The sequence below is a fragment of the Pseudomonas cerasi genome, assembly GCF_900074915.1.
Taxonomy (GTDB): domain Bacteria; phylum Pseudomonadota; class Gammaproteobacteria; order Pseudomonadales; family Pseudomonadaceae; genus Aquipseudomonas; species Aquipseudomonas cerasi.
Genome location: NZ_LT222319.1, coordinates 5,033,051 through 5,045,342, shown reverse-complemented (window position 1 = coordinate 5,045,342; position 12,292 = coordinate 5,033,051). Strand labels below are relative to the sequence as shown.

The 12,292-nt window shown below is 56.1% G+C and carries 16 protein-coding genes; 15 read left to right on the top strand and 1 reads right to left on the bottom strand.

Annotation, left to right across the window (positions count from 1 at the left end; genetic code table 11):
• Positions 1 to 152: 152 nt before the first annotated feature.
• The 15 genes from rpsH (at position 153) to bfr (ending at position 9,283) form a co-directional block, all read left to right on the top strand.
• Positions 153 to 545 (top strand): 30S ribosomal protein S8, encoded by a 393-nt coding sequence (gene rpsH / locus PCPL58_RS24875; protein WP_002555475.1) that lies wholly within the window; start codon positions 153 to 155, stop codon positions 543 to 545.
• 12 nt (positions 546 to 557) lie between these two features.
• Positions 558 to 1,091, top strand: coding sequence for a 50S ribosomal protein L6 (gene rplF, locus PCPL58_RS24870; protein ID WP_003369019.1), 534 nt, complete (start codon positions 558 to 560; stop codon positions 1,089 to 1,091).
• Positions 1,092 to 1,101: 10 nt separating this feature from the next.
• Complete coding sequence (gene rplR / locus PCPL58_RS24865; protein WP_002555473.1) at positions 1,102 to 1,452, top strand: 50S ribosomal protein L18; 351 nt, start codon at positions 1,102 to 1,104, stop codon at positions 1,450 to 1,452.
• A gap of 3 nt (positions 1,453 to 1,455) precedes the next feature.
• Positions 1,456 to 1,956: a 30S ribosomal protein S5 gene (gene rpsE, locus PCPL58_RS24860; RefSeq protein ID WP_003317099.1), complete on the top strand. Its 501-nt coding sequence runs from the start codon at positions 1,456 to 1,458 to the stop codon at positions 1,954 to 1,956.
• A gap of 2 nt (positions 1,957 to 1,958) precedes the next feature.
• Positions 1,959 to 2,135, top strand: coding sequence for a 50S ribosomal protein L30 (gene rpmD, locus PCPL58_RS24855; RefSeq protein ID WP_002555471.1), 177 nt, complete (start codon positions 1,959 to 1,961; stop codon positions 2,133 to 2,135).
• A 3-nt stretch (positions 2,136 to 2,138) separates the two neighbouring features.
• Complete coding sequence (gene rplO / locus PCPL58_RS24850) at positions 2,139 to 2,573, top strand: 50S ribosomal protein L15 (RefSeq protein ID WP_002555470.1); 435 nt, start codon at positions 2,139 to 2,141, stop codon at positions 2,571 to 2,573.
• On the top strand, positions 2,574 to 3,908 hold the full coding sequence (gene secY / locus PCPL58_RS24845) for a preprotein translocase subunit SecY (protein ID WP_002555469.1): 1,335 nt from the start codon (positions 2,574 to 2,576) through the stop codon (positions 3,906 to 3,908). It begins immediately after the preceding gene.
• Between the two features lie 28 nt (positions 3,909 to 3,936).
• Complete coding sequence (rpmJ, locus tag PCPL58_RS30215) at positions 3,937 to 4,053, top strand: 50S ribosomal protein L36 (protein ID WP_002555468.1); 117 nt, start codon at positions 3,937 to 3,939, stop codon at positions 4,051 to 4,053.
• 130 nt (positions 4,054 to 4,183) lie between these two features.
• Entirely contained in the window at positions 4,184 to 4,540 is a 357-nt protein-coding gene (gene rpsM / locus PCPL58_RS24840) for a 30S ribosomal protein S13 (protein WP_002555467.1), read from the top strand.
• Between the two features lie 30 nt (positions 4,541 to 4,570).
• Positions 4,571 to 4,960, top strand: coding sequence for a 30S ribosomal protein S11 (gene rpsK, locus PCPL58_RS24835; protein WP_002555466.1), 390 nt, complete (start codon positions 4,571 to 4,573; stop codon positions 4,958 to 4,960).
• Positions 4,961 to 4,978: 18 nt separating this feature from the next.
• Positions 4,979 to 5,599 carry a 30S ribosomal protein S4 gene (gene rpsD, locus PCPL58_RS24830; protein ID WP_002555465.1) on the top strand — a complete coding sequence of 207 codons (621 nt, stop codon included), beginning with the start codon at positions 4,979 to 4,981 and terminating at the stop codon, positions 5,597 to 5,599.
• A gap of 22 nt (positions 5,600 to 5,621) precedes the next feature.
• Positions 5,622 to 6,623, top strand: coding sequence for a DNA-directed RNA polymerase subunit alpha (locus tag PCPL58_RS24825; RefSeq protein ID WP_002555464.1), 1,002 nt, complete (start codon positions 5,622 to 5,624; stop codon positions 6,621 to 6,623).
• Between the two features lie 41 nt (positions 6,624 to 6,664).
• Positions 6,665 to 7,051, top strand: a complete 387-nt coding sequence (gene rplQ, locus PCPL58_RS24820; RefSeq protein WP_002555463.1) for a 50S ribosomal protein L17 — start codon at positions 6,665 to 6,667, stop codon at positions 7,049 to 7,051.
• A gap of 167 nt (positions 7,052 to 7,218) precedes the next feature.
• Positions 7,219 to 8,664 (top strand): catalase, encoded by a 1,446-nt coding sequence (locus tag PCPL58_RS24815; RefSeq protein WP_065350695.1) that lies wholly within the window; start codon positions 7,219 to 7,221, stop codon positions 8,662 to 8,664.
• A gap of 154 nt (positions 8,665 to 8,818) precedes the next feature.
• Positions 8,819 to 9,283 carry a bacterioferritin gene (gene bfr, locus PCPL58_RS24810; RefSeq protein ID WP_003317095.1) on the top strand — a complete coding sequence of 155 codons (465 nt, stop codon included), beginning with the start codon at positions 8,819 to 8,821 and terminating at the stop codon, positions 9,281 to 9,283.
• A gap of 95 nt (positions 9,284 to 9,378) precedes the next feature.
• Here bfr and uvrA read toward each other — a convergent pair whose 3' ends face one another.
• Positions 9,379 to 12,213, bottom strand: a complete 2,835-nt coding sequence (gene uvrA / locus PCPL58_RS24805; RefSeq protein WP_024663199.1) for an excinuclease ABC subunit UvrA — start codon at positions 12,211 to 12,213, stop codon at positions 9,379 to 9,381.
• Positions 12,214 to 12,292 lie beyond the last annotated feature (79 nt).

Sequence of the window (12,292 nt, the reverse complement as noted above, 5' to 3'; positions counted from 1 at the left end):
TTGAATCAAGCCCCTATTGGGGCTTGATTCATTTCCGGCGTAGGACTAGAATTGCCGGCTCGCCTGAGCCCGTGTTTTTACTTGCCCGGAAGTTCTCGGCGATCAAGCTGTAGCCGCAAGGCTAATTATTTTGTTTTAGGAGCGTCTAGCCCATGAGTATGCAGGACCCGTTAGCGGACATGCTAACTCGTATCCGTAATGCCCAGATGGCTGAAAAGCCCGTCGTAAGCATGCCATCTTCCACGTTGAAGGTTGCTGTAGCAAAAGTTCTGAAGGACGAAGGCTACATTGCGGGTTATCAGATCAGCAGCGAAGTTAAATCCTCGCTGTCCATCGAGCTTAAGTACTTCGAAGGCCGTCCGGTCATTGAAGAGGTTAAGCGCGTCAGCCGCCCAGGCTTGCGTCAGTACAAGTCCTCCGATGATCTGCCGAAAGTTCGTGGCGGTCTTGGTGTGTCTATCGTCTCCACCAGTAAAGGTGTGATGACGGATCGTGCTGCGCGCGCTGCCGGTGTCGGTGGCGAAGTGCTTTGCACTGTGTTCTAAGGGGGGATAAGCATGTCACGCGTAGCTAAGAACCCCGTTAAGTTGCCATCCGGCGTCGAAGTCAAACTCGTCGGCCAGCAGCTTTCGGTGAAGGGTGCCAAGGGCACTCTGGAACTGAACATCCATTCGTCCGTTGAGATTGTTGAAGAAGCTGGTGAGCTGCGTTTCGCTGCTCGCAATGGCGATCAACAAACCCGCGCAATGGCAGGCACCACTCGTGCACTGGTTAACAACATGGTCCAGGGCGTAAGCCAAGGCTTCGAGCGTAAGCTCCAGCTGGTCGGTGTTGGTTACAAGGCGCAAGCAAAAGGCACGGTCCTGAACCTTGCACTTGGCTTTTCGCACCCGGTGGACTATGAATTGCCGAATGGCATCACCGCTGAGACCCCCAGCCAGACCGATATCCTGATTCGTGGTATCGATAAGCAGTTGGTTGGTCAAGTGGCCGCTGAGATCCGCGACTTCCGCCGTCCTGAGCCTTACAAAGGCAAAGGTGTGCGTTACGCGGACGAAGTCGTCCGCCGTAAAGAAGCCAAGAAGAAGTAGGGCATAGCAAATGACCGTCAAAAAAGTTACCCGACTGCGTCGCGCTCGCAAAGCACGCCTGAAAATGCACGAGCTGGAAGTCGTGCGTCTCTGCGTGCACCGCTCTTCGCAGCACATTTATGCCCAGGTCATCTCGGCCGACGGCAGCAAAGTCCTGGCAAGCGCCTCGACTTTGGACAAAGAACTGCGTGATGGCGCCACTGGCAACATCGACGCGGCCACTAAGGTTGGCAAGCTGGTCGCCGAGCGCGCGAAAGCCGCGGGTGTATCGCAAGTCGCTTTCGACCGTTCTGGCTTCAAGTACCACGGCCGTGTCAAAGCGCTGGCTGATGCTGCTCGTGAAGGCGGGCTGGAGTTCTAAGTTATGTCAAATCACGACCAAAAACGCGACGAAGGCTACATCGAGAAGCTGGTTCAAGTTAACCGCGTGGCCAAAACCGTAAAAGGCGGCCGTATCTTCACTTTCACTGCGTTGACCGTAGTGGGTGATGGTAAAGGGCGCGTTGGCTTCGGCCGTGGCAAGTCACGTGAAGTGCCTGCTGCAATCCAGAAAGCGATGGAAGCTGCTCGTCGCAACATGATTCAGGTTGATCTGAACGGCACTACCCTGCAGTACGCGATGAAGTCTGCTCATGGCGCCTCCAAGGTGTACATGCAGCCTGCTTCTGAAGGTACCGGTATCATCGCTGGCGGCGCAATGCGCGCAGTGTTGGAAGTTGCTGGTGTCCAGAACGTATTGGCCAAGTGCTACGGTTCGACTAACCCGGTAAACGTGGTTCACGCTACGTTCAAGGGTTTGAAGGGCATGCAGTCTCCTGAGTCGATCGCTGCCAAGCGTGGCAAGCGTGTTGAGGAGATCATCTGATCATGGCTACCGTTAAAGTAACGCTGATCAAAAGCATGACCGGCCGCATCCCTAATCACAGATTGTGCATTAAGGGTTTGGGTCTGCGTCGCATCGGTCACACTGTAGAAGTCCTGGATACTCCCGAAAATCGCGGGATGATCAACAAGGCTTACTACATGCTGCGAGTCGAGGGTTAATCGATGAAACTCAATGATCTGAGTCCAGCGCCGGGTTCCCGTCGCGAAAAGCATCGTCCGGGCCGTGGTATCGGTAGTGGTTTGGGCAAGACCGGTGGCCGTGGCCACAAAGGTCAAAGCTCCCGCTCCGGTGGCACTATTGCTCCGGGCTTTGAGGGCGGCCAACAGCCGCTGCATCGTCGCCTGCCAAAATTCGGTTTCGTTTCCCTGAAGGCCATGGACCGCGCAGAAGTGCGTCTGTCCGAGCTGGCTAAAGTGGAAGGCGACATCGTAACTGTGCAGTCCCTGAAAGATGCCAACGTGATTAACCAGAACGTTCAGCGTGTGAAAATCATGCTGTCGGGCGAAGTTACTCGCGCTGTCACTATCAAGGGTATCGCCGCCACCAAAGGTGCGCGTGCGGCTATCGAAGCAGCTGGCGGCAAGTTCGAGGAATAAATGGCTAAGCAAGGTGCTCTCTCAGCGCTCGGCAAAGGCGGTATGTCTGAACTCTGGGCTCGTCTGCGTTTTCTGTTCCTGGCGATTATCGTCTACCGAATAGGCGCACACATCCCGGTTCCAGGTATCAACCCGGACCGACTCGCAGAACTGTTTCGACAGAATGAGGGGACCATTCTTAGCTTGTTCAACATGTTTTCCGGCGGCGCGTTGGAACGGATGAGCATCTTTGCACTGGGGATCATGCCGTACATTTCGGCATCGATCATCATGCAGCTGATGACCGCCGTCAGCCCGCAGCTGGAGCAGTTGAAGAAGGAAGGTGAAGCTGGCCGTCGCAAGATAAGCCAGTACACCCGCTATGGCACCGTTGTCCTGGCTCTGGTCCAAGCTATCGGCATGTCCGTTGGTCTGGCGAGTCAGGGCGTCGCGTTTTCTGGGGACCTGGGTTTCCACTTTGTGGCCGTAACTACCTTCGTGGCAGGTGCGATGTTCATGATGTGGCTGGGCGAGCAGATCACCGAGCGCGGTGTCGGCAACGGTATCTCGATGTTGATTTTCGCAGGTATCGTCGCCGGTCTTCCGAGAGCAATAGGGCAGTCTTTCGAGTCTGCACGTCAGGGTGATATCAATATCTTCGCTCTGGTTGCAATCGGTTTGCTGGCGGTAGCGATCATCGGTTTTGTGGTGTTCATTGAGCGTGGTCAGCGTCGTATCGCTGTTCACTACGCCAAGCGTCAGCAGGGCCGCAAGGTCTTCGCTGCGCAGACCAGCCACTTGCCGCTGAAAGTGAACATGGCTGGTGTGATACCGGCCATTTTCGCGAGCAGCATTTTGCTGTTCCCGGCTTCGTTGGGGTCCTGGTTCGGTCAGTCTGAAGGTCTGGGCTGGTTGCAGGACATCTCGCAGTCGATCGCTCCTGGTCAGCCGTTGAATATTCTGCTGTTTAGTGCAGGGATTATTTTCTTCTGCTTCTTCTATACGGCGTTGATGTTCAATCCGAAAGACGTAGCGGAAAACCTGAAGAAGTCCGGTGCCTTTATTCCGGGTATTCGTCCAGGTGAGCAGTCGGCACGCTATATTGATGGCGTTTTGACTCGCTTGACCATGTTCGGTGCTCTATATATGACGGCCGTGTGTCTGCTTCCCCAGTTCCTGGTGGTCGCGGCAAACGTACCGTTCTACCTTGGCGGGACCTCGTTGCTGATCGTGGTCGTGGTTGTGATGGACTTTATGTCGCAAGTGCAATCTCACCTCGTTTCGCACCAGTATGAATCCCTGATGAAGAAAGCCAACCTGAAGGGCTACGGTGGCAGCGGCGGTATGCTGCGCTGAAGCACCCCTAAGGTTCGAGGAGTTGGTGATGAAAGTTCGTGCATCGGTGAAAAAGCTGTGCCGTAACTGCAAGATTATCCGCCGCGAAGGTGTGGTTCGAGTAATTTGCAGCGCGGAACCACGTCATAAGCAGCGCCAAGGCTGATTGTGATTTGTGCTTAAGCCCAGCAGCTAGTGCGCTGCTGGGTTGATTATTTGTTACTACAGCGATATTATCTCGCGCCCTATTTCTTGGCTTCCGGGGCGTAGGTAGCTGTCAATTGGAGTCCCACTGAATGGCCCGTATTGCAGGCGTTAACATTCCAGATAACAAGCATACTGTTATCTCGTTGACCTACATCTATGGTGTTGGTCGCACCACCGCACAGAAAATTTGTGCAACCACCGGCGTAAATCCGGCGGTGAAAATCAAAGATCTGAGCGACGAGCAGATTGAACAGCTGCGTGGCGAAGTGGCGAAGTTCACCACTGAAGGTGACCTGCGTCGCGAAATCAACATGAAAATCAAGCGCTTGATGGACCTGGGCTGCTACCGCGGTCTGCGTCATCGTCGTGGTCTTCCAGTGCGCGGTCAGCGTACCAAGACCAACGCGCGTACTCGCAAAGGTCCGCGTAAGCCGATCCGCAAGTAATCGCACCAGCGCAACGACAGGAATTTAGTCATGGCAAAACCTGCTGCTCGTCCTCGTAAAAAAGTTAAAAAGACAGTGGTTGATGGCATCGCCCACATCCACGCGTCGTTTAACAACACAATCGTCACCATTACCGATCGTCAAGGTAACGCTCTTTCGTGGGCTACCTCCGGCGGTTCGGGTTTCCGTGGTTCGCGCAAGTCCACCCCGTTCGCTGCTCAAGTAGCTGCTGAACGTGCTGGTCAAGCTGCGCTGGAGTACGGTCTGAAGAACCTCGACGTCAATGTCAAGGGTCCAGGCCCAGGTCGTGAATCCGCTGTCCGTGCATTGAACGGCTGTGGCTATAAGATCGCCAGCATCACCGACGTGACGCCAATCCCGCACAACGGGTGCCGTCCGCCGAAGAAGCGCCGCGTGTAATCCAGGAGACTGTAAGAAATGGCTCGTTACATTGGTCCAAAATGCAAACTTGCTCGTCGTGAAGGCACCGATCTCTTTCTGAAGAGCGGCGTTCGCGCTATCGAATCCAAGTGCAACATCGAAGCAGCTCCAGGTATCCACGGCCAGCGTCGTGGTCGCCAGTCCGATTACGGTACTCAGCTGCGTGAAAAGCAAAAAGTCCGTCGTATCTACGGCGTTCTCGAGCGTCAGTTCAGCGGCTACTACAAAGAAGCCGCCGGCAAGAAAGGTGCAACAGGCGAGAACCTGCTGCAACTGCTCGAATGCCGTCTGGACAACGTTGTATACCGCATGGGCTTCGGCTCGACGCGTGCCGAATCCCGTCAATTGGTTTCGCACAAGTCGGTCAGCGTAAACGGCAAAACCGTTAACGTTCCTTCTTATCAGGTTCGTGCTGGCGACGTTGTTGCTATCCGCGAAAAAGCTAAGAATCAGCTGCGTATTGTCCAGGCTCTCGATCTGTGTGCCCAACGTGGCCGCGTAGAATGGGTAGAAGTAGACACTGAGAAGAAATCGGGCGTTTTCAAGAACGTTCCAGCTCGCAGTGATCTATCCGCCGACATCAACGAAAGCCTGATTGTCGAGCTCTACTCCAAGTAAGGGCTAGAAAATAGGTGCATCCATGCAGATTTCGGTAAATGAGTTCCTGACACCCCGCCACATTGATGTGCAGGTTGTCAGTCCAACCCGCGCCAAAATCACTCTCGAGCCTCTCGAGCGTGGTTTCGGCCATACCCTGGGCAACGCGCTTCGCCGCATTTTGTTGTCCTCCATGCCCGGCTGTGCAGTAGTCGAGGCCGAGATTGACGGTGTACTCCATGAGTACAGCGCCATCGAAGGTGTACAGGAAGACGTCATTGAAATACTGTTGAACCTTAAAGGTCTGGCTATCAAGCTGCACGGTCGAGACGAAGTTACGCTGACCTTGTCGAAGAAGGGTTCGGGGGTGGTTACCGCTGCCGATATTCAGCTGGATCATGATGTCGAGATCGTTAACCCCGATCACGTAATCGCTAACCTGGCGTCTAACGGCGTCTTGAACATGAAGCTCACCGTAGCTCGTGGTCGTGGTTATGAGCCGGCAGACTCGCGTCAAAGCGATGAAGACGAAAGCCGCAGCATTGGTCGCTTGCAGCTTGACTCTTCGTTCAGCCCGGTTCGCCGTATCGCATACGTGGTGGAAAACGCCCGTGTCGAGCAGCGTACTAACCTGGACAAGCTGGTTATTGATCTGGAAACCAACGGTACTCTGGACCCTGAAGAGGCTATCCGTCGCGCTGCAACCATCCTGCAACAGCAGTTGGCTGCGTTCGTGGACCTCAAAGGCGACAGCGAACCAGTGGTAATCGAACAGGAAGACGAGATCGATCCGATCCTGCTTCGTCCGGTTGACGATTTGGAACTGACCGTGCGTTCGGCCAACTGCCTTAAGGCGGAGAACATCTACTACATCGGTGATCTGATTCAGCGCACCGAAGTAGAGCTGTTGAAGACTCCGAACCTGGGCAAGAAATCCTTGACCGAGATCAAGGACGTTCTGGCTTCTCGTGGTCTCTCCCTCGGCATGCGCCTCGACAACTGGCCGCCGGCAAGTCTTAAGAAGGACGACAAGGCTACGGCCTGATCGTCGTAATCACCGAACGCGAGTTTGGTAAGGAATGAACCATGCGTCATCGTAAAAGTGGACGTCACCTGAGCCGTACCAGCTCTCACCGCAAAGCCATGTTCCAAAACATGGCGGTGTCGCTGTTCGAGCACGAGCTGATCAAAACTACCCTGCCGAAAGCCAAGGAACTGCGCCGCGTTGCCGAGCCGCTGATCACCCTGGCCAAGGAAGACAGCGTTGCCAACCGTCGTCTGGCTTTCGACCGTACTCGTTCGAAAGAAATCGTCGGCAAACTGTTCAACGATCTGGGCAAGCGCTATGCAACCCGTCAGGGCGGCTACCTGCGCATCCTCAAGTGCGGTTTCCGCGCTGGCGACAACGCGCCAATGGCGTACGTCGAGCTGGTTGATCGTCCTGTCGGTGGCTCTGTAGAAGCTGCTGAATAAGACATCAGTTTGAACATGAAACCGGGCCTAGTGCCCGGTTTTTTGTTTTCCGGAATTAAGAATTGCTATCGATAGTCATGATTTAATGAATTCGACGCTTCAATAGCTTTCGGCAATACTTCCTCCCAAGCCGATCAGCCGGCTATACACACCAGAGGAAGATGTAGATGAGCCAGAAGACCCTTACGACCGCCAGCGGTGCCCCAGTCGCAGACAATCAGAACTCCCGTTCGGCAGGCCCACGTGGTCCTCTACTGCTTGATGATTTCCATCTGATCGAAAAGCTTGCCCACTTCAACCGTGAGAACATCCCGGAGCGTCGCGTGCATGCCAAGGGATCGGGTGCTCATGGCACGTTTACCGTGACCCGCGACATCAGCCAGTACACCAGCGCCAGGCTGTTCGACACGGTGGGCAAGCAGACACCGATTTTCCTGCGCTTCTCCACCGTAGGCGGAGAGCGTGGTTCGGCTGACACCGAGCGTGACCCGCGCGGCTTTGCGATCAAGTTTTACACCGAGGAAGGTAACTGGGACATCGTGGGCAACAACACGCCGGTGTTCTTTATCCGTGACCCTCTGAAATTCCCTGACTTCATTCACACTCAGAAGCGCCTGCCGCAGACCAATCTGAAAAGTCCTCAGATGATGTGGGATTTCTGGTCGCACTCGCCTGAGGCGCTGCACCAGGTCACCATTCTGTTCTCTGATCGTGGCATTCCGGACGGCTACCGTCACATGCACGGCTTCGGCAGCCACACCTATAGCCTCATCAATGCTGTAGGCGAGCGCCATTGGGTGAAGTGGCATTACAAGACCCGCCAAGGGATCAAGAACTTGGCACCCGCAGACGCTGCGCGGATTGCCGGTACTGATCCCGATTACGCTCAGCGCGATCTGTTCACTGCCATCGAGAAGGGCGACTTCCCCAAGTGGCAGGTGTGCATTCAGTTGATGACCGAGGCTCAGGCTGCGAATCATCATGAGAACCCGTTCGACGTGACCAAGACCTGGTCGCAGAAAGAGTACCCGCTGATCGAGGTCGGCGAACTGGAGTTGAACCGTAACCCTCTCAACTATTTTGCCGAAGTCGAGCAGGCCGCGTTCGGCCCGAGCAACATGGTGCCAGGCGTTGGCCTTTCGCCAGACCGTATGCTGCAAGGGCGCGTATTTGCCTACGCCGATGCGCATCGCTACCGCGTGGGTACCAATCACCAGCAGTTGCCGATCAATGCCCCCAAGAGTCCTGTACACAGCTATCAACGTGACGGGGCGATGGCCTTCGGCACCAATGGTGGTGCGGCGCCAAACTATGAACCGAACAGCTATTCGGATGCACCGAAAGAAGATCCGCGCTACGCAGAGCCTGCGCTGTCTCTGAGCGGTGCCGCAGATCGTCATGATCATCGGGTAGACGGTGATTACTACAGTCAGGCAGGTAAGTTGTTCAATCTGATGAGCGCTGATCAGAAAGCGCTGTTGATCGGCAACATTGCCGGGGCAATGGCAGGCGTTTCCAGTGACGTGGTTCAGCGTCAGTTGCAGCATTTCCACAAAGCCGACCCTGCTTACGGAGAAGGCATCGCAAACGCATTGGGCATAAAACTGGGCTGAGTCGAAGTGAGAAACAGAACCGCCCTCATTTGGGCGGTTTTTCGCTTCTTAACGGCGTAATTTCGCCACTTTTCGTCGGTTTATTGCGTTTTTCTAAGTGACCTCGCGCGACGCTTGGTTCAAACTAGCGCCTTTGAAGCAGGAGTCTGGTGCGATGCAAGGCCACCCGGAAGTAATCGATTATCTCAACACGTTGCTCACGGGCGAACTGGCAGCTCGTGACCAATATTTCGTTCACTCACGCATGTACGAAGACTGGGGCTTTTCGAAGCTCTACGAGCGTATCAATCATGAGATGGAAGAAGAGGCGCAACACGCTGATGCGCTGATGCGTCGTATCCTCATGCTCGAAGGCACGCCGCGCATGCGCCCTGACGACCTCGACGTCGGCACCACAGTGCCTGAGATGCTCGCCAGCGATCTGCGTCTCGAATACAAGGTACGTGCTGCCCTGTGCAAGGGTATCGAGCTCTGTGAGCTGCACAGCGACTACGTGACCCGCGAAATCCTGCGCGTACAGTTGGCTGATACGGAAGAAGACCATACCTACTGGCTCGAACAGCAGATGGGGCTGATCAAGTCCATCGGCCTGCAGAACTACCTGCAATCGCAGTTCTGATTCAGCCGCTCATGAAAAAGCTCCTGCACTTGCGTGACAGGAGCTTTTTTGTATCCGGGTTCGACTGACGCCGACCCCGTTTTTCATCACTAGCGTCAGGCCTTGTCTCTGGTCAACAGAGGTTTCAGGTAGTGACCAGTGTAGGACTGTTCCATCTCGGCGACCTGTTCAGGTGTGCCCGTTGCAATGATCTGCCCACCTCTCGAACCGCCTTCCGGACCCAGATCCACCAGCCAGTCGGCCGTCTTGATCACGTCCAGGTTATGTTCGATCACCACCACGGTATTGCCGTGGTCGCGTAGGCGATGCAATACATCCAGCAACTGCTGAATATCCGCGAAGTGCAGGCCTGTGGTCGGCTCGTCGAGGATGTACAGCGTCTTGCCGGTGTCGCGCTTGGACAGCTCACGTGACAGCTTGACCCGTTGCGCCTCACCGCCTGACAAGGTCGTCGCCGATTGCCCCAGCTTGATATAGGAAAGTCCGACATCCATCAGGGTTTGCAGCTTGCGCGCCAGTGCCGGAACGGCATCGAAGAACTCACGCGCTTCCTCAATGGTCATCTCCAGCACTTCGTGGACGTTCTTGCCCTTGTACTTGATCTCAAGCGTTTCACGGTTGTAACGCTTGCTCTTGCACACATCGCAGGGCACGTAGATGTCCGGCAAAAAGTGCATCTCGACCTTGATCAGTCCGTCGCCCTGGCACGCCTCGCAGCGGCCGCCCTTGACGTTGAACGAGAACCGCCCCGGACCGTAGCCCCGCGAGCGTGATTCCGGAACCCCGGCGAACAGTTCGCGAATCGGCGTGAACAACCCGGTGTAGGTCGCCGGGTTGGAACGCGGCGTACGACCGATAGGGCTCTGGTCGATGTCCACCACCTTGTCCAGATGCTGCAGACCATTGATGCTGTCGTGCGTAGCCGCTTCCAGCGTGGTGGCGCCGTTCAGTGCTGTAGCACTAAGCGGGAATAGCGTGTTGTTGATCAGCGTCGACTTGCCCGATCCGGAAACCCCCGTCACGCAGGTCAACAAACCGATAGGGATTTCGAGATTGACGTTTTGCAGGTTGTTGCCACGCGCGCCCTTGAGGGTTAGCGAGAGCTTTTTGTTACGCGGGGTGCGCTTGGCAGGAACGGCAATCTTCACGCGGCCCGACAGGTATTTGCCGGTCAGCGAGTCGGGATGCGACATCACTTCGTCCGGCGTACCTTCGGCAACGATATGACCACCATGCACGCCGGCCCCCGGGCCGATGTCGACCACGTAGTCGGCCAGGCGAATCGCATCTTCATCGTGCTCGACCACAATCACCGTATTACCGATGTCGCGCAGATGCTTGAGCGTGCCCAGCAAACGATCGTTGTCGCGCTGGTGCAGACCGATGGACGGCTCATCGAGGATGTACATCACCCCGACCAGGCCCGCGCCGATCTGGCTGGCCAGACGAATACGCTGTGCTTCGCCGCCGGACAGGGTGTCCGCGCTACGATCCAGGGTCAGATAGTCCAGGCCCACGTTGACCAGAAACTGTAGACGCTCACGAATTTCCTTGAGAATCTTGTCGGCGATCTCGCCACGCCGTCCGGTCAGCTTGAGGGTTTCGAAGTAATGCGTCGCGTCGCCAATCGGCAGATTGGTGACTGCAGGCAGAGTCTTTTCACCCACCCACACGTGGCGCGCTTCACGACGCAGACGAGTGCCTCGGCAGTCAGGGCAGGGCTGCGTGCCCAAGAACTTGGCGAGCTCTTCGCGGACTGTGGCCGATTCGGTTTCCCGATAGCGACGTTCCAGATTCGGCACGATGCCTTCGAACGGGTGCGCACGCTTGACGATATCGCCACGGTCATTCAGGTAGCGGAAATCGACACTCTGCGAGCCGCTGCCGTTGAGCAGAATCTTCTGCATGTCGGCCGGGATCTGCTTGAAGGGCATTTCCAGGCTGAAGCCATAGTGTTTGGAGAGCGAGCCGAGCATCTGGAAGTAATAGACGTTACGCCTGTCCCAGCCTCGTATCGCGCCTTCGGCAAGTGTCAGTTCGGCATTCACCAGCCGCTTGATATCGAAGAACTGCTTCACGCCCAGGCCGTCACAGGTCGGGCAGGCGCCAGCCGGGTTGTTGAAAGAGAACAGCTTCGGTTCCAGTTCGCTGATCGCATGGCCACAGATAGGGCAGGCGAAGCGGGCGGAGAAGATCACTTCCTCGCCCGGCTCGTCGTCCATTGGCGCAACCAGGGCGATACCGTCGGCCAGCTTCAGGGCTGTTTCAAAGGACTCGGCCAGACGCTGCTGCAGGTCGGCGCGGACCTTGAAACGGTCAACGACCACGTCGATCGAGTGCTTCTTCTGCTTGTCCAGCTTCGGCAGCTCATCCAGCTCGCACAGCTTGCCGTTGACTCGCGCCCGGACAAAGCCCTGCGCGCGCAGCTCTTCAAAAACCGAAAGATGCTCACCCTTGCGCTCGCGGATAACCGGCGCAAGCAGCATCAATTTGCTGCCTTCCGGCTGGGTCAGCACCAGGTCGACCATCTGGCTGACCGTCTGGGCTTCGAGCGGGATATCGTGGTCGGGGCAGCGAGGCTGGCCGACGCGCGCATACAAAAGACGCAGGTAGTCGTAGATTTCGGTGATCGTACCCACGGTCGAGCGCGGGTTGTGCGATGTAGACTTCTGCTCGATGGAAATCGCCGGCGACAGACCTTCGATCGTGTCGACGTCCGGTTTTTCCATCATCGACAGAAACTGGCGGGCATAGGCCGACAGCGATTCGACATAGCGGCGTTGCCCTTCGGCGTACAGCGTATCGAAAGCCAGCGAAGACTTGCCTGAGCCGGAGAGCCCGGTGATAACGATCAGTTTGTCGCGGGGAAGTGTCAGGTCAATATTTTTCAGGTTGTGGGTTCGTGCCCCACGTATCAGGATCTTGTCCACTGCGGCCTCGCTTGGCGGGCATAAACGACGGAGTATAAGGCTCCGAGCCATTACGCGGCAAAGCGTCGCGTATGTGCTG